The following is a 15,584-nucleotide window of genomic DNA, read 5'->3' as shown; positions in this document are numbered from 1 at the left end:
GGCATCCAACACGCGATGAACGCGTAAGCCGCCGGAAATCAGCGCGGCCGCCGCGCACGCGCGGCATCGAGATCCTCGCAAAGCGCAGCCGCACCCTGCGCGATCCGCGGCGATGGCCGTGTCAGCAGATCGCCATCGATCGCGAACAGGTTGTTGCGGGCCACGGCCGTCAGGGCGGGCCACGCGCGCCAGCGCGCCAGGCTCGGCAGCGGTTCGTCGGAGCGCGTCGTACCCGCGCTGGTCGTCACGATCGCCTCCGGATTCGCCGCGAGCACGGCCTCGTCGGTGACGGTCGGCACGAGCGGCTTGAGCGAGGCGAACACGTTGCGCCCGCCGCACAGCTCGATCACGTCGTTGATCAGGTGCGCACCGTTGAGCGTCATCAGCGGCCGATCCCAGACCTGGAAGAACATCGTGACCGGCGCTCGCGCCGCGTAACGCGTGCGCAGCGCCGCGATGTCGCGCGTGTAGGCGGCCGCGGCCGTATCGGCAGCCGGTTGCGTGCCGAGCAGCGTGCCGAGCCGGCGCAGTGACGACGATACGTCGTCGAGATGTTTCGGTTCGCTGAGGAACAGCGGGATGTGCAACGCACGCAGCGCGTCCGTTTGCCGCTCGGCATTGCCGTGGCGCCAGACGACGATCAGGTCGGGCTTCAGTGCGGCGATCCGCTCGAGATCGAGCGCCTTGTTGTCGCCGACGCGCGGTACGGCCTGCACGGCGGGCGGATAGTCGCTGTACGTGACGGTGCCGACCAGCTTTGCTCCGCCGCCGGCCGCGTAGACCAGCTCGGTCGCGTGCGGCGCGAGGCTGATCACGCGCTGCGCGGGCGCCGGCAGTGTGACCGTATTGCCGGCGTCGTCGCGCGTTGTGACATCGGCGCGGACGAGTGGTGCGTACGCGAGTGCGGCCAGTAACGCGACTGGCGCGAGCCGGCGAACCATGAGCGGATTCATGCGGATTCCTGTTGCAGCGTCGGCACGCAGTGCGCGAGCGCGTCGCCGAGGCGCTGCCATTCGGCTTCGCTGCCCGGCAGACCGACGCGTACGCTCGATGGTGTCGGGAAGTGCCGCGTCCAGATTCCGCGTGCCGCGAGTGTCGCATGCAGCGCCGCGGCGCGCGGATCGTCGGTCCAGCTGAAGAGCGGTGTCGCGCGAACCGCGAAGCCGTGCGCGCGCAGCAAGGCGGCCAGCCGCTCGCCGTCGGCCGCGAGCCGTTCGCGGGCGGCGGCCTGCCATGCGCGGTCGGCGAACGCCTCGGCGACCGCATGGCGCGCGGGGCCGCTCACCGTCCATGCACCGAGCATGTCGCGCAGCGCGACGATCCGGTCAGGGCACGCGAGCACGAAGCCTGCGCGGATGCCGGCAAGCCCGAAGAACTTGCCGACCGAACGCAGCACGACGAGGCCCGGGCGATCGACGTGCGGCGCGAGCGACCGCGTCGCGCCCGTATCGGCGAATGCCTCGTCGACGATCAGCGTGCCGCCGCGCGCCGCCAGCTGCGCGTGCCAATCGAGCAGGCGCTCGGCCGGCACGAACTCGGCAGTCGGATTATTCGGATTCCCGACGATGACGTGACGCAGCGTCGCAGGCAGCGTATCCGCGTCGATGTCGAGCGCGACGACGCGATGGCCGTGGCGCGCGAAGGCCGGCGCGTATTCGCCATACGCGAGCGCCGCGACACCGGCGTCGCCGGGCGGCAGCAACGCGGGCAACGCACGGATCGCGGCCTGGCTGCCGGCAACCGGCAGCACGTGTGCGGAATCGGGGGCGTGGTAGTACTGCGCGGCGCAGGCCGCGAGGCCGTCGCCGTCGTCAGGCAGCCGGCGCCATGCGTCGGTCGGGACGGGCGGGACCGGATAGCCGACCGGATTGATGCCGGTCGACAGGTCAAGCCACGCGTCGTACGGAATGCCGTGGCGGCGTGCGGCTTCATGCAGGTTGCCGCCGTGCGCGATGTGTGTGTCAGACATGATGAGTGGCCATGGCGAGTGCGCCGCTTGCGACCAGCAGCGCGAGCCACAGGGCAAGCGTGCGCGTGACGAGCGACAGCGCGGCGACGATGTGGACGGCGGTCGCCGCGGCGCCGGTGCCGAGCGCGGGACGGTCCTCGATCTCGCCGTGATAGACGGCCGGGCCGCCGAGCTGCACGTTCAAACTGCCGGCGCCGGCAGCCATCACCGGGCCCGCGTTCGGGCTGTCCCAGTGGTGCGCCTGCGTGCGCCAGCAGCGCCATGCGGCGGCCGTGTCGCCGAGCAGCGCGTAGCTCGCGGCCGTGAGGCGCGCGGGCACCCAGTTCAGTGCGTCGTCGAGGCGCGCGGCGGCCCAGCCGAAAGTCAGGAAGCGCGGCGTGCGGTAGCCCCACATCGCGTCGAGCGTGTTCGCGAGCCGGAACAGCAGCGCGCCGGGGCCGCCCGCGACGACGAACCAGAACAGCGCACCGAAGATCGCGTCGTTGCCGTTCTCGAGTGCCGATTCGACGGCCGCGCGCGACAGCGCGCCTTCGTCCGCATCGCTCGTGTCGCGCGACACGATGCGCGCGGTCAGCGCGCGGGCGGCGCCGAGGTCATGCCGCAGCAAGGCCGCCGCGATCGGCGCGACGTGGTCGGTGAGGCTTTTCGCGCCGAGTGCGAACCACAGCAGCGCGATGTGCAGCGCGGCCGCGAGCGGCCACGGCAGCACGGCTGCGAGCCATGCCGCGATGGCGACCGGCGGCACGACCGCCGCGATCCACGCGGCGACGCCAACCACGCGGCCGCGCCGGCCGGTGTTCAGCGCGCCTTCGATGCGCGCGGCGAGGCGGCCGAACGCGACGAGCGGGTGCCAGCCGGCCGGCTCGCCGATCGCGCGGTCGATGATCGCAGCCGCGACCGCGAACATCGCGACGACGGGCAGCGACAGCATCAGCATGACGGCGCTCCGGTCTTGAGGTCGAGCGGCAGTCCGGCGACGAGCAGCGTCACGCGCGTCGCGAGTGCGGCGACGCGCTGGTTCAGGCGCCCGAGTTCGTCGACGTAGCGCCGCGTGACTGACCCGAGCGGCACGACGCCGAGCCCGATCTCGTTGCTGACGACGATGACCTTCGCGCGCGCGCCGCGCAACGCATGCTCGAGCCGGTCGACCTGTGCCGCGTACTGCGCATCGTCGAGCGGTTCGCCGTCGGCCGGGCACAGCAGGTTCGTGAGCCACAGCGTCAGGCAATCGACGAGCAGGCACGCGTGCGGATCGTCGAGCCGCGCGAGCGTGCCGGCGAGATCGACGGGCGCATCGGCGAAACCCCAGTCGGCCGGCCGGCGCGCGCGATGGTGCGCGATGCGCTGCGCGAATTCGTCATCGGCGGCGGTTGCGGTCGCGATGTAGGTGACGGGGAGGCCGCTGTCGGCGGCGAGCCGCTCGGCATGCGCGCTCTTGCCCGAACGCGCGCCGCCGAGGACGAAGGTGAGGTCGTGCGGAATCATCGCGTGATTGTAACGGCGCGGGCATACCGACGCGGGGGATAATGCGGCCTTTGCTTCGCGACGACCTTTACACGATGAATGCACCCGAGCCGCGGCCGCGCGGCACGCTGATGATCCAGGGCACCACGTCCGACGCGGGCAAGAGCACGCTGGTTGCGGGCCTGTGCCGGCTGGCCCGCCGCGCCGGCGCGCGCGTTGCGCCGTTCAAGCCGCAGAACATGGCGCTCAACAGCGCGGTGACGGCCGACGGCGGCGAGATCGGCCGCGCGCAGGCGCTGCAGGCACTGGCCGCGGGCGTCGCGCCGCACACGGATTTCAACCCCGTGCTGCTGAAGCCGACGAGCGACCGCGGCGCGCAGGTGATCATTCACGGCAAGGCGCGCATGAACCTCAATGCGCGTGCGTATCACGACTACAAGCCGGTCGCGTTCGACGCGGTGCTCGAGTCGTACGCGCGCCTGCGCGCCGACTACGACACGGTGATCGTCGAAGGCGCGGGCAGCCCGGCGGAGATCAACCTGCGCGAGGGCGACATCGCGAACATGGGATTTGCCGAACGCGTCGACTGCCCGGTCGTGCTGGTCGCCGACATCGACCGCGGCGGCGTGTTCGCACACCTGGTCGGCACGCTCGCGTGCCTGTCGGACAGCGAGCGCGCGCGCGTGCGCGGCTTCGTGATTAACCGCTTCCGCGGCGATTTCAAGCTGCTCGAACCGGGGCTCGACTGGCTGCGCGCGCAGACGGGCAAGCCCGTGTTCGGCGTGCTGCCGTACCTGCACGGCCTGCTGCTCGACGCCGAGGACATGCTGCCCGCACAGGCGCGCAGCGCCGCCGCACGCGGCGACGCCGGCGTGCTGCGCGTCGTCGTGCCGGCGCTGCCGCGCATCAGCAACCACACCGATTTCGATCCGCTGCGCGCGCATCCGCAGGTCGAATTCACGTACTGGAAGAGCGGCCCCGTGCCGGACGCCGACCTGCTGATCCTGCCCGGGTCGAAGAGCGTGCAGCGCGACCTCGCATGGCTGCGCGACGCAGGCTGGGACACGCTGATCCGTCGCCACCTGCGCTACGGCGGCAAGGTGATCGGGATCTGCGGCGGGATGCAGATGCTTGGCCGCACGCTCGACGATCCGCTCGGCCTCGAAGGCGCGCCCGGTAGCGTGCCGGGGCTCGGGCTGCTCGATTTCGGCACGACGCTGCAGCCCGACAAGACACTGAAGAACGTGACGGGACATCTCGCGCTGCCGGGCGGGGCCGCGGTACACGGCTACGAGATCCACATGGGCGATACGCACGGGCCTGCGCTTGCTTCTCCCGCGCTCGCGTTGGCAGCCGACGCCGCGCAGGACGGCACGCGCCCCGACGGCGCGGTGTCCGACGATGGCCAGATCCTCGCGACCTACGTGCACGGGCTGTTCGACTCGCCCGACGCCTGCGCGGCGCTGCTCGCGTGGGCCGGGCTCGACGGCGCGGAACGAATCGACTATCCGGCGCTGCGCGAGGCATCGCTCGAGCGGCTGGCCGACACCTTCGCCGACCATCTCGACCTCGACGCGCTGTACGCCGAGTTTCGTTGACGCGGGTTGGGCCGTGCTCGCTTTTTCCGCCGGATCGCGTACAACACAGGAGGGCGGATGTCCGCCTGGAGGAGTGCGACGATGAAGGCTCGATGGTGGTGGAGCGTGCTGCTCGCGGCGCTGCTGGGCGCGTCGGCGGTTGCGCACGCGTGCGATTCGTACGCACCGGGCGGCAGCCAGTCCGGTTCCGGCGACGCCACACAAGGCAAGAGCGGTTACTGAAGCAGGTTGCGGGGCATGATCGGTCATGCCCCTTTTTACGTCCCGATTAACTCCACGTGGGAATCAGTTAAAGCGAATTGGTGCGTTTATCGGTCGAATTGATTCGAATAGAGTGCAATCCATTCACACCACTCACGAAGGAATTCGCCATGAACCCCAATCGCCTCAACGATTTCGCCGCGACCCTGCTACGCGTTGCGCTCGGCGTGCTGTACCTCGCGCACGTCGCGCAGAAGGTGTTCGTCTTCACGCTGCCGGGCACCGCGCAGTTCTTTGCGTCGATCGGTCTGCCGGGCTGGCTCGCGTACCTGACGACGTTCGTCGAACTGGCCGGCGGCCTGGCGCTGCTCGCAGGTTTGCGCGTGCGCATCGCCGCGCTCGTGCTGCTGCCGTTCATGCTCGGCGCGACCGCCGCGCATCTGCCGAACGGCTGGAGCTTCGCGTCACCGAACGGCGGTTGGGAATATCCGGCGTTCTGGGCGGTCACGCTTGCCGTGCAAGCGCTGCTGGGCGGCGGCGCGTTCGCGCTCGGCGCACGGGAGGCCGCGGTTCAGCGTGCGTAACGGGTAAGTAAGCGCACCCGGAGCGGCGCAACCCGTTCCGGTGACACCCCGTTTGCCGATATCATCGCTCCCTGTATCCGCATTCGAGCGGCGCCTGCCATGCGGTGGGCGCCGCGCGGCTTTTTCGGGGGAATTCATGACGGTGATCGTGGTGGCGAATCCGAAGGGCGGCGTTGGGAAGAGCACGCTGTCCACCAATCTTGCCGGCTATTTCGCGGCGCAGGGCGCGTGGGTCGCGCTCGCGGACCTGGACCGGCAGCAGTCCGCGCACGCGTGGCTCGACCTGCGGCCGGCCGGATTGCCGGCGATCGAGGCATGGGAGCTCGATCCGGACGCGCCGACGAAGCCGCCGCGCGGCCTCGAGTACGCCGTGATCGATACGCCGGCCGGCCTGCACGGCAACCGGCTCAACGTCGCGCTGCAACTGGCCGACAAGGTGATCGTGCCGCTGCAGCCGTCGATGTTCGATATTCTGGCCACGCAGCAGTTTCTGGAGCGCCTCGCCGGCGAGAAGGCCGTGCGCAAGGGCAATGTCGAGGTCGGGATCGTCGGGATGCGGGTCGATGCGCGCACGCGCTCGTCCGACCAGCTGCACCGGTTCGTGGAAGGGCTCGGCCTGCCGGTGCTCGGCTACGTGCGCGACACGCAGAACTACGTGCAGATCGCCGCGCACGGCCTCACGCTGTGGGACGTCGCGAAAAGCCGCGTCGAGAAGGATCTCGAGCAGTGGCGGCCGATCGTCGAATGGGCCGAACGTCGGGCGCCGAAGGCAGAGAAGACGGAGAAGGCCGCCAAGGCGTCCTGATCGCGCGGCCGCCGGGCCGGCGCACGATGAAATGAGAAAGGGCCGGATTCCGTCGAGTGCGGAATCCGGCCCTTTGACTACGAGCGGCGCGGCTACTCCCGCGCGCCAGGGCACGCGGATCGCTGTTCAGGTCAGGTCCAGTTCTGCGTCGGCACGTGATCGCGGTGGCCCTTGATCTTGTTGCCGTCGTCCATGAACACGAGCTTCGGCTTCCAGCCGGCCTGCAGCTCGGCTTCGTCGACCATTGCGAATGCCGCGATGATCACGAGGTCGCCGAGTTGCGCGCGACGCGCGGCCGAGCCATTCAGCGAGATCATCCCGCTGCCGCGCTCACCCTTGATCGCGTACGTCGAGAAGCGCTCGCCGTTGTTGATGTTCCAGATGTCGATCCGTTCGTTCTCGATGATGCCCGATGCTTCGAGCAGATCTTCGTCGATCGCGCACGAGCCTTCGTAGTGCAGCTCGCAGTGCGTGACGGCCGCGCGGTGGATCTTCGATTTGAGCATGTGGCGCTGCATGGTGTCTCCGTGATGCGTGAGAGGCGCGGGCGGGGCGGCCCGTCAGATTTCCAGGTTGTCGATGAGGCGCGTCGCGCCGAGCTTCGCGGCTGCGACGACGACGAGCGGTTCGCCGGCTTCGAGCTGGGCCGCGTCCGGCGCGATCAGGTTCGCGCGGCGGCGGATCGAGATGTAGTCGGGCGCCCAGCCGCGGCCGGCCAGATGCGTGCGGGCCATTTCTTCGAGCTTGCCGAGGTCGTGCTCGCCGCCGAGCACGCTTTCGCGGATGCGCTGCAGCGTCTTCGCGAGTTCGGGCGCTTCGCTGCGCTCGTCGGCCGACAGGTAGCGATTGCGCGACGACAGCGCGAGGCCGTCCTCGTCACGCACGGTTTCGGCGGCGATGATGTCGACCGGCAGCGCGAGCTGCTGGCACATGCGGCGCACGATCATCAACTGCTGGTAGTCCTTCTTGCCGAACACGGCGACGCGCGGCTGCACGCAGGCCATCAGCTTCGTCACGACGGTGCACACGCCGGTGAAGAAGCCGGGCCGGAATTCCCCTTCGAGGATCCCGCCGAGATCGTCCGGCGGCAGCACGCGGTATTCCTGCGGTTCCGGGTACATGTCGCGCTCGGTCGGCGCGAACAGCACGTAGACGTTTTCCTTCTGCAGCTTCTCGATATCGTCCTGGAGCGTGCGCGGATACTTGTCGAAATCCTCGTTCGGGCCGAATTGCAGCCGGTTGACGAAGATGCTCGCCACGACCGGGTCGCCGTGCTGGCGCGCGAGGCGCATCAGCGACAGGTGCCCTTCGTGCAGGTTGCCCATCGTCGGCACGAACGCCGTGCGGTTCTGTCCGCGCAGCTGGTCGCGCAGTTCATGGATCGAGCTGATGACTTTCATGATCGGGTAGCGGGTTCCTCGCGCTGGCGCGCGTTGGCGCCGCAGCAGCGGCGTCGGGGTCGAAGCGGAGAACGCCGGCGCGCGGGCGGCGCATCGGGCGTCGGCGGATTGTAGAGGATTTGCCCGCCAAACGCATCGATAAAAGAACGGTCGTTCACTTTTTAATCGGGCGTGCCGGCAACCACTCGCGCGGCCGCGCCGGGCTGCGGTGAGGCGGCGAGTGTGCCGGGATGACTCGGGAGAACGGAAAGGGCGGGCGCGGGGGTTACGCGGGCAGGTACGCGAGACGCACGTAGATCGGCGCGAACGGCTCGGCCTGGGTGATCTCGAGGAGCGACTCGCGCGCGAGTTCGAGCATCGCGATGAAATTCACGACGACGACCGGCACGCCGCGCGACGTGTCGAACAGCTCGGCGAACTCCATGAAGCGCGCGTTCTGCAGCCGGCGCAGGATCAGGCTCATGTGCTCGCGCACCGACAGCTCCTCGCGGGAGATCTTGTGGTGCTGGACGAGCTTTGCCCGCTTGAGCACGTCGGCCCATGCGGCGCGCAGATCGTCCGAATTCACGTCGGGGAAGCGCGGCGTGACGCTCTGCTCGATGTAGACCTCGGCGCGCAGGAAGTCGCGGCCGAGCTGCGGCAACTGGTCGAGCCGCTGCGCGGCGAGCTTCATCTGCTCGTACTCGAGCAGGCGGCGCACGAGTTCGGCGCGAGGATCCTCGGCTTCCTCGCCGGTGTCGGCCTTCTTGACCGGCAGCAGCATCCGCGACTTGATCTCGATCAGCATCGCGGCCATCAGCAGGTACTCGGCCGCGAGCTCGAGGTTCGACGTGCGGATCTGGTCGACGTAGCCCAGATATTGCGCGGTGACCTGCGCCATCGGGATGTCGAGCACGTTGAAGTTCTGCTTGCGGATCAGGTAGAGCAGCAGGTCGAGCGGGCCTTCGAAGGTCTCGAGGAAGATCTCGAGCGCGTCCGGCGGGATGTAGAGATCCTGCGGCAGCTTGAAGAGCGGCTCGCCGTACAGGCGAGCGAATGCCGCGACACCGTCGACCGTGTCGGGCGTCGAATCGGCGCCCGCGGGCGCGGCGATCGCGTCGTCCTGCCGGGCGGCGCTGGCCTCGTCTGCGGCGCTCACGTCGTCAGAAGTTCTGGTAGTAGACGTACGACGTTTGCTTCACGCGCGATTCCTGCTGCTCGGCGCGCTCTTCGAGGTCGATCGGCTGCTTGTCCCACAGCAGGGAACGGCCCTTGCGCTGCTCATCCTCGAGCGTCGGCTTCTGCTGCTTGAGCTGGTTCAGGAACTGCGTGACATCGGACTGGTACGGCATGGCTGGGTTTTCCGTTTCGGGCGGCGCACGATGCGCCGGATTCACGATGGCGGGATTTTACCGCATCGCGGGAACGGCCGGCGTCAATCGCGCGTCGAATCCGCGGGCCGGCGCGCAGCCGGCACCCGGACGCGCGCCGTCACGCATGACGCCGCGGCCGCGCTCGTGCGCGCAGCGGTTTACAAACATTAAGCTTTGGTGCCAGCCCCCTGTGGTCAAATACAGGGTTTTCCACAAAACCGTGATAACCGAGGGCGAGGTCATATTTGGCGGGGCAGTCGAACCAGCAAGCACACACGGCACATGACGCGGGCCCGCGCGTGGAACGCAATCGCGCCGGCGCCGCGGCTCGCGCCGCGCGGGTGACCCTCGCGGGTTGCCTTGCCGCGTGCTTCGCGCTGCCGGCCCACGCGAAGTACAACGTCGACATCGATGCGCCGCGCTCGGTTCGCAAGCTGCTCAAGTCGCATCTCGATATCGCGCGCTTCGCGAAGCGCGACGACATCAGCGACGACCAGTTCGACTTCCTCGTCACCGCCACGCCGCAACAGGTGCGCGACCTGACCGCGACGGCCGGCTATTTCTCGCCGGTCGTGCGCACCGACGTGCGCACGCGCGACGGCAAGCGCGACGTGCGCATCGCGGTCGATCCGGGGAAGCAGACGATCGTGTCGAGCGTCGACCTGACGTTCAAGGGGCCCATCGACACCGAGGATCCGAAGCAGGAAGCCGCGACCCGTTTCGCGTTTTCGCTGAAGCCGGGCGACCCGTTCACGCAGTCCGACTGGGACGGCGCGAAGGGCGCGGCGCTCAAGCAACTGCAGTCGCGCCGCTATCTCGGCGGGAAGATCGCGTCGTCGGAAGCGCGCATCGACCCGCGCACGCAGCGCGCGACGCTCGCGGTCACGTTCGACAGCGGCCCGACGTTCACGATCGGCAAGGTCGACGTCGACGGTGTGCGGCGCTATCCGGAAAAGATCGTCACGAACGTCAATCCGCTGTCGGAAGGCGAGATCTACGACGTGCAGCGCATCACCGAACTGCAGCGGCAGTTGCAGAACACGCCCTATTACGCGAGCGTCGCGATCGACGTCGGCGACGATACGGCGAAGCCCGAGCGCACGCCCGTGCACGTGAAGGTCAGCGAGTTCCCGTACAACAACATCCGCGGCGGTGTCGGTTTTGCCACCGACACCGGGCCGCACGTGCAGGGTTCCTATACGTATCTCGACACGTTCGGCGCCGCGTGGCCGCTGACCGTGTCGGGCCGGCTCGACCAGATCCAGCAATACGGGCAGGTCCAGCTGTCGATGCCGCCGGGCGCGAAGGGCTGGACCAACAGCGTGCTCGCGTCGTACACGAACACCAACGTGTCGGACACGCGCATCTACAGCGCGCGGGTCGGCGTGCAGCGCACGCGCACCGGCCAGTTCATCGACTATTCGTATTCGCTGATGTACTACCAGGACCGGCTCGACCAGAACGGCGCGGGTCCGACCACGAGCCGCGCGCTCGTGCCGCAATGGGCGTGGACGCGCCGCAACGTCGACGATCCGCTGTTCCCGCGTTCGGGCAACCTGATCCACGCGGAGGCCGGCTTTGCGATCAAGGGCGTGGCGACCGACCAGTCGTTCATCCGCGGCTACGCGCGCGGCCAGCAGTACCTGCCGATCGGCAAGCGCGACCTGTTCGTGTTCCGCGCGGAGCTCGGCGGCGTGTTCACGAGCGGCAGCTCGACCGGCGTGCCGGCGTCGCTGCTGTTCCGCGCGGGCGGCTCGAACTCGGTGCGCGGCTACGGCTACCAGAGCATCGGCAACAGCGTCGACGGCTCCGTGCTGCCGACCAAGTACCTGATGACGGGCACTGCCGAATACCAGCACTGGTTCAACCGCGACTGGGGCGCCGCGACGTTCTTCGACATCGGCACCGCCACCGATGCGTGGGGCGAGCGCGTGTTCTACCCGGGTGTCGGCATCGGCGCGCGCTGGCGCAGCCCCGTCGGCCCGATCAACGTCGACGTCGCGTACGGGTTGCGCAACCATAGCGTGCGCCCGTACCTGACGCTCGGCATCGCTTTCTGACCGTACCGCTTCACCGACGACGAACCGCATGACGAAGGACCCGAACGACACGCCGCCGCCTCACGATCCGGACTCGCCCGACGGCGCGCCCGACGCGCCGCCGCGCGCGCCGCGCCGCGGGCCCGTCGCGCGCATCGGGCGGTTCGTCGCGTGGACGCTTGCGACGCTCGTGCTGCTCGTCGTGCTGGCGGTCGGCCTCGTGCTGGCCGCGGTGACGACCGAGCACGGCACGCGGCTCGCGTGGCAGGTGGCCGAGCGCGTGCTCGGCGCGCGGCTCGCGGGCACGCTCGACGGCGGCTCGCTCGCGACCGGCGTGCGGTTGCGCGGGTTCGCGTGGACGAGCCCCGACGGCACCGGTACCGAAATCCGCATCGACCGGCTCGACGGCCGCTGGGCGCTGACCCGCGCGCCGTGGCGGCTGTCCATCGCGTATCTTCGCGCCGGCACGATCGATGTGCGGATCGCGCCGGGGCCGTCGACGCCGAGTACGACGCCGCAGGACCTGAGCCTGCCGCTGCAGTTGCGGATCGACGACCTGCGGGTCGATCGCCTCGCGATCCACGACGGCGGCTCGACGACGCAGCTCGACCATATCGCGCTGAACGGCCGCAGCGACGGCCGTCACCATGAACTCGTGCTCGACGGCGTCGATACGCCGTACGGCGCGCTGACCGCACGCGCGAAGCTCGACGGCGTGAAGCCGTTCGCGCTGACGGGTGAAGCCACTTATGCGGGCAAGCTGTCCGACGAGCCGGTCGACGCGCGTGCCCGCGTGTCGGGCTCGCTCGAGGCGCTCGTCGCCGACGTCGACGCGAGCGGGATGAAGCTGAACGGGCGCGCGCACGTCGAGGCCGCGCCGTTCGGCGCGGTGCCGCTTACGCGCGCATCGCTCGCGTTCGATCACGTGAACCCGCAGGCGCTCGCGCCCGGCGCGCCGGCCGCCGATCTCGCGGTGCGCGCGGAACTCGCGCCCGTGACCGCGCCGGCCGGGGCCGAGCCCGCGAAGGGTTTCGCGGTGACGGGCCCGGTGTCGGTCGTTAACGCGAAGCCCGGCACGCTCGGCGACCACCTGCTGCCGGTGATCGACGCGCACGCGAACGTGCATCTCGACGCGCACGCGCAACGGATCGACGCGCTCGCGCTGAAGCTGATCCGCGACGGCAGCGTGACGGGCAACGGCACGCTGGCGGGCGGCAAGGGCCGCTTCGACCTGAAGGTCGCGAACCTCGACTTGAACGCGTTCGTCGCCGAGCTGCGGCCGATGCGCCTCGCCGGCCCGCTCGGCGTGACGCTCGCGGGCGACGTGACGACCGTCGACTTCAACCTGAACGATCCGAAGCTCGCGCTCGGCGCGCGCGCGAAGGTTGCGCTGACATCGCAGCAGACGGTGCTGACCGACGCACGCGTGACGGCGGGCAAGGGCCGGGTCGACCTGACGGGTGTGTTCCGCCACGACGCGCATTCGAGTTACGACGCGAAGGCGACGCTGACCGCATTCGATCCGCTGCTGCTCGCCGCGGCGAGCGCGCCGAAGGCGGCCGGCGGCAAGGCGCCCGCCAAGGCAACGAAGGCACCGGCCTCGCGCGGCGAGACGCGCGTGTCGGGCACGCTGACGGCGTCGGGCGCATTCGCGCCGCAGGTGTCGACGAAGGCGACCTTCAAGCTCGGTGACAGCCTGTACGACGGCGTGCCGCTGACCGGCGCCGGCGTCGTGCAGCTCGCCGGCTCGCGCATTTTGCCGAGCAACGCGAACCTGTCGATCGCGGGCAATCATGTCGACCTGCGCGGCAGCTTCGGTGCGCCCGGCGACCGGCTGCGCTTCGTCGTCGACGCGCCGCAGCTCGACCGGCTCGGTTTCGGTGTGGAAGGGCTCGTGCAGGCGCAAGGCGACCTGACCGGCAGCTTCGCGCACCCGAACGTGACGGCCACCTACAAGGCCGAGCACGTCGTCGTCGGCTCGAACCGGATCGGTGCCGCGCAGGGCCGCGCGGACATCCGCGACGGCGCGCACGGCGCGCTCGTGTTCACGGCCGACGCGTCCGACATCGCGCTCGGATCGCTGAAGCTGAAATCGCTGCGCGCGAACCTCGACGGCACGCGCGCGAAGCACACGCTCGACGCGTCGGCGCTCGGGATGGCCGGCGGCCGCGTGATCGACGTGACGCTCGCGGCGAACGGCGGCGTGGTCGAGAACCGCGACGGGATGCGCTGGGACGGCACCGTCACGCGTCTTGCGAACCGCGGCACGCCGGCCATCGCGCTGCAGTCGCCGTTGACCGTGTCGGCAGGCGCCGGCCGCGTGACGCTCGGCGCGACCCGGCTCACGCTTGAAGGCGCGGCGATCGACCTGAAATCGTTCGTGTTCGATCACGGCCAGATGCGCTCGGCGGGCTCCGTCAGCGGTGCATCGGTCGCGCGTTTCCTCGAGGTCCGCCAGGAGCTGACGGGCCAGCGGCCGCCGGTGCGGACCGACGTCGTGCTCGATGCCGACTGGGATTTCTCGCTCGGCGCGAACGCGACGGGCTACGTGCAGGTGAAGCGTCGCGGCGGCGACGTGACGATCGAGAGCGGGCGCGGCATCGCATCGCTCGGGCTGACCGACCTGTCCGCGCGCGCGAGCTTCACGCCCGGCAACCGGCTCAACGTGACGGCACTCGCGAAGGCAAACCGGATCGGCACGCTCGACGCGAACGTCGTCGTGCCGTTCGCGCTGCGCGACGGCATGTTCGGCGTGGTCAACGATGGCCCGCTGTCGGGCCGCATCGACGCCGACATCCCGGCGCTGAAGACGACCGGCAACCTGTTCGGGCCGAGCTACCTGCTCGGCGGGCGCGCGGCGCTGAAGCTGACGGTCGCCGGCACGCCGGTGAAGCCGAACCTGTCGGGGATGCTGACGGGCGACGACCTGTCCGCGACGCTCGTCGACCAGGGCGCACAGCTGAAGGACGGCATCGTGCGCATCAAGCTGTCGGAGAACCTGGTCGAATTCCAGCAGGTCGAGTTCCACGGCGGCGACGGTACGTTGCGCGCACTCGGCCGCGTGCGCCTCGACGGCGAGGCGCCCGACCTGACCGCGAGCATCGTCGCGGACAAGCTCGAGCTGTTCGCGGCGCCGGACCGCAAGCTGTCGCTGTCGGGCAAGGCGACGGTCGCGAACGACGGGCCGCGCGGCGCGTTGTCGATCGACGGCAAGTTCGTCGTCGATCGCGCGCTGTTCGACCTGCCCGAGGAATCGGCGCCGCACCTGTCGGACGATGTGGTGATCATGCAGCCGGACGGCACGGTGCGCGGCGAGACACCAACCGGCACCGCCGTCGCGAAACCGAAGCCGGTGGAGGACAAGCCGGCCCCGTCGCTCGCGCCGCGCGCGAACATCGACATCGGTCTCGGCAACAACTTCCGCTTCAAGGGCCACGGCGCCGATCTCGGGCTGCGCGGGACGATCACGGTGATGAGCGCGCCGGGCGTGCCGCTGCGCGCGGTCGGCAACGTGCGCGTGACCGAAGGATCGACGTACACGTCGTTCGGCCGCAAGCTCGCGATCGAGAACGGCTTCTTCACGTTCAACGGCCCCGTGTCGAACCCGGGCGTCAACATCCTCGCGATGCGGCGCAACCAGGAAGTCGAGGCCGGCGTGCAGGTCACGGGCACGATCCAGTCGCTGACGGTCAAGCTCGTGTCGGAACCGAACGTCACGGACAACGAAAAGCTGTCGTGGCTGCTGTTCGGGCACGGCACCGACCAGGGCAACAACGTCGGCCAGCAGGGCACGATGACGGCGGCGCTCGGGCTGCTCGGCAGCGTGACCGGCAAGCGCGTCGCGCAGACCTTCGGTCTCGACGAGGTCTCGGTCGGCCGCAGCGAAGTCGGCCTGACCGACCCGCAGGTCGTGCTGGTGTCGAAGGCGATCAACGAGCGGTTCGTGCTCGGCTTCGAGCAGGGCCTGCAGTCGGCGAGCAACGCGTTCAAGGCGACGATCAACCTGACGCGCTTCTGGTCGGTGTCCGCATACGGCGGCACGTTCCAGGGCGTCGACCTGAACTACACGCGGCGCTTCGACCGGTGGTTCGGCAGCGACGCCGCGCGCGAGCGGCGCGCCGAGCAGCCATGAAAAAAGCCCCGCACGATGTGCGGGGCTTTTTTTTCGCGCA

At 69.7% G+C, this 15,584-nt stretch carries 14 protein-coding genes; 6 read left to right on the top strand and 8 right to left on the bottom strand.

What is annotated here, in order from left to right; genetic code table 11:
* Positions 1-38 precede the first annotated feature (38 nt).
* The 4 genes from BCEP18194_RS19085 to cobU are packed head-to-tail and all read right to left on the bottom strand — an operon-like array spanning position 39 to position 3,454.
* On the bottom strand, positions 39-953 hold the full coding sequence (locus BCEP18194_RS19085; RefSeq protein ID WP_011352899.1) for a cobalamin-binding protein: 915 nt from the start codon (positions 951-953) through the stop codon (positions 39-41).
* Entirely contained in the window at positions 950-1,969 is a 1,020-nt protein-coding gene (gene cobD, locus BCEP18194_RS19080) for a threonine-phosphate decarboxylase CobD (RefSeq protein WP_011352898.1), read from the bottom strand. The genes BCEP18194_RS19085 and cobD overlap by 4 nt, the downstream gene beginning before the upstream one ends.
* On the bottom strand, positions 1,962-2,906 hold the full coding sequence (cbiB, locus tag BCEP18194_RS19075) for an adenosylcobinamide-phosphate synthase CbiB (RefSeq protein WP_011352897.1): 945 nt from the start codon (positions 2,904-2,906) through the stop codon (positions 1,962-1,964). The genes cobD and cbiB overlap by 8 nt, the downstream gene beginning before the upstream one ends.
* Positions 2,900-3,454, bottom strand: coding sequence for a bifunctional adenosylcobinamide kinase/adenosylcobinamide-phosphate guanylyltransferase (cobU, locus tag BCEP18194_RS19070; protein ID WP_011352896.1), 555 nt, complete (start codon positions 3,452-3,454; stop codon positions 2,900-2,902). The genes cbiB and cobU overlap by 7 nt, the downstream gene beginning before the upstream one ends.
* A gap of 74 nt (positions 3,455-3,528) precedes the next feature.
* Here cobU and BCEP18194_RS19065 point away from each other — a divergent pair, with 74 nt between their 5' ends.
* From BCEP18194_RS19065 to BCEP18194_RS19055, 4 genes are all read left to right on the top strand, one after another.
* Complete coding sequence (locus BCEP18194_RS19065) at positions 3,529-5,031, top strand: cobyric acid synthase (RefSeq protein ID WP_041492926.1); 1,503 nt, start codon at positions 3,529-3,531, stop codon at positions 5,029-5,031.
* 81 nt (positions 5,032-5,112) lie between these two features.
* On the top strand, positions 5,113-5,253 hold the full coding sequence (locus tag BCEP18194_RS41690) for a hypothetical protein (protein ID WP_167316019.1): 141 nt from the start codon (positions 5,113-5,115) through the stop codon (positions 5,251-5,253).
* 149 nt (positions 5,254-5,402) lie between these two features.
* A complete protein-coding gene (locus tag BCEP18194_RS19060) occupies positions 5,403-5,816 on the top strand; it encodes a DoxX family protein (protein WP_011352894.1) in 414 nt (137 codons plus the stop codon).
* Between the two features lie 136 nt (positions 5,817-5,952).
* The gene (locus BCEP18194_RS19055) at positions 5,953-6,621 is read left to right on the top strand and encodes a ParA family protein (RefSeq protein ID WP_011352893.1); all 669 of its coding nucleotides are present in this window, start codon (positions 5,953-5,955) and stop codon (positions 6,619-6,621) included.
* Positions 6,622-6,752: 131 nt separating this feature from the next.
* On the opposite strand, the gene panD is transcribed toward BCEP18194_RS19055, so the two are convergent.
* From panD to BCEP18194_RS19035, 4 genes are all read right to left on the bottom strand, one after another.
* A complete protein-coding gene (gene panD, locus BCEP18194_RS19050; RefSeq protein WP_011352892.1) occupies positions 6,753-7,139 on the bottom strand; it encodes an aspartate 1-decarboxylase in 387 nt (128 codons plus the stop codon).
* 42 nt (positions 7,140-7,181) lie between these two features.
* Positions 7,182-8,021 carry a pantoate--beta-alanine ligase gene (gene panC / locus BCEP18194_RS19045; protein WP_011352891.1) on the bottom strand — a complete coding sequence of 280 codons (840 nt, stop codon included), beginning with the start codon at positions 8,019-8,021 and terminating at the stop codon, positions 7,182-7,184.
* Positions 8,022-8,286: 265 nt separating this feature from the next.
* The gene (locus tag BCEP18194_RS19040; RefSeq protein WP_011352890.1) at positions 8,287-9,159 is read right to left on the bottom strand and encodes a segregation and condensation protein A; all 873 of its coding nucleotides are present in this window, start codon (positions 9,157-9,159) and stop codon (positions 8,287-8,289) included.
* Between the two features lie 4 nt (positions 9,160-9,163).
* Entirely contained in the window at positions 9,164-9,352 is a 189-nt protein-coding gene (locus tag BCEP18194_RS19035; RefSeq protein ID WP_011352889.1) for a DUF3460 family protein, read from the bottom strand.
* Between the two features lie 266 nt (positions 9,353-9,618).
* Between BCEP18194_RS19035 and BCEP18194_RS19030 the strand changes: the two genes are divergently transcribed.
* Entirely contained in the window at positions 9,619-11,433 is a 1,815-nt protein-coding gene (locus tag BCEP18194_RS19030) for an autotransporter assembly complex protein TamA (RefSeq protein ID WP_011352888.1), read from the top strand.
* 28 nt (positions 11,434-11,461) lie between these two features.
* Positions 11,462-15,544 (top strand): translocation/assembly module TamB domain-containing protein, encoded by a 4,083-nt coding sequence (locus tag BCEP18194_RS19025; protein ID WP_011352887.1) that lies wholly within the window; start codon positions 11,462-11,464, stop codon positions 15,542-15,544.
* Positions 15,545-15,584 lie beyond the last annotated feature (40 nt).

This window comes from Burkholderia lata, assembly GCF_000012945.1.
GTDB lineage: Bacteria > Pseudomonadota > Gammaproteobacteria > Burkholderiales > Burkholderiaceae > Burkholderia > Burkholderia lata.
The sequence above is the reverse complement of the archived record's forward strand: the minus strand, read 5'-3'. Positions and strand labels throughout refer to the sequence as shown.

What these genes read in the sequence shown, in the direction of transcription:
- BCEP18194_RS19085 (WP_011352899.1), bottom strand. Translation starts at nt 953, where the DNA reads ATGAATCCGCTCATGGTTCGCCGGCTCGCGCCAGTCGCGTTACTGGCC.
- cobD (WP_011352898.1), bottom strand. Translation starts at nt 1,969, where the DNA reads ATGTCTGACACACACATCGCGCACGGCGGCAACCTGCATGAAGCCGCA.
- cbiB (WP_011352897.1), bottom strand. Translation starts at nt 2,906, where the DNA reads ATGCTGATGCTGTCGCTGCCCGTCGTCGCGATGTTCGCGGTCGCGGCT.
- cobU (WP_011352896.1), bottom strand. Translation starts at nt 3,454, where the DNA reads ATGATTCCGCACGACCTCACCTTCGTCCTCGGCGGCGCGCGTTCGGGC.
- BCEP18194_RS19065 (WP_041492926.1), top strand. Translation starts at nt 3,529, where the DNA reads ATGAATGCACCCGAGCCGCGGCCGCGCGGCACGCTGATGATCCAGGGC.
- BCEP18194_RS41690 (WP_167316019.1), top strand. Translation starts at nt 5,113, where the DNA reads ATGAAGGCTCGATGGTGGTGGAGCGTGCTGCTCGCGGCGCTGCTGGGC.
- BCEP18194_RS19060 (WP_011352894.1), top strand. Translation starts at nt 5,403, where the DNA reads ATGAACCCCAATCGCCTCAACGATTTCGCCGCGACCCTGCTACGCGTT.
- BCEP18194_RS19055 (WP_011352893.1), top strand. Translation starts at nt 5,953, where the DNA reads ATGACGGTGATCGTGGTGGCGAATCCGAAGGGCGGCGTTGGGAAGAGC.
- panD (WP_011352892.1), bottom strand. Translation starts at nt 7,139, where the DNA reads ATGCAGCGCCACATGCTCAAATCGAAGATCCACCGCGCGGCCGTCACG.
- panC (WP_011352891.1), bottom strand. Translation starts at nt 8,021, where the DNA reads ATGAAAGTCATCAGCTCGATCCATGAACTGCGCGACCAGCTGCGCGGA.
- BCEP18194_RS19035 (WP_011352889.1), bottom strand. Translation starts at nt 9,352, where the DNA reads ATGCCGTACCAGTCCGATGTCACGCAGTTCCTGAACCAGCTCAAGCAG.
- BCEP18194_RS19025 (WP_011352887.1), top strand. Translation starts at nt 11,462, where the DNA reads ATGACGAAGGACCCGAACGACACGCCGCCGCCTCACGATCCGGACTCG.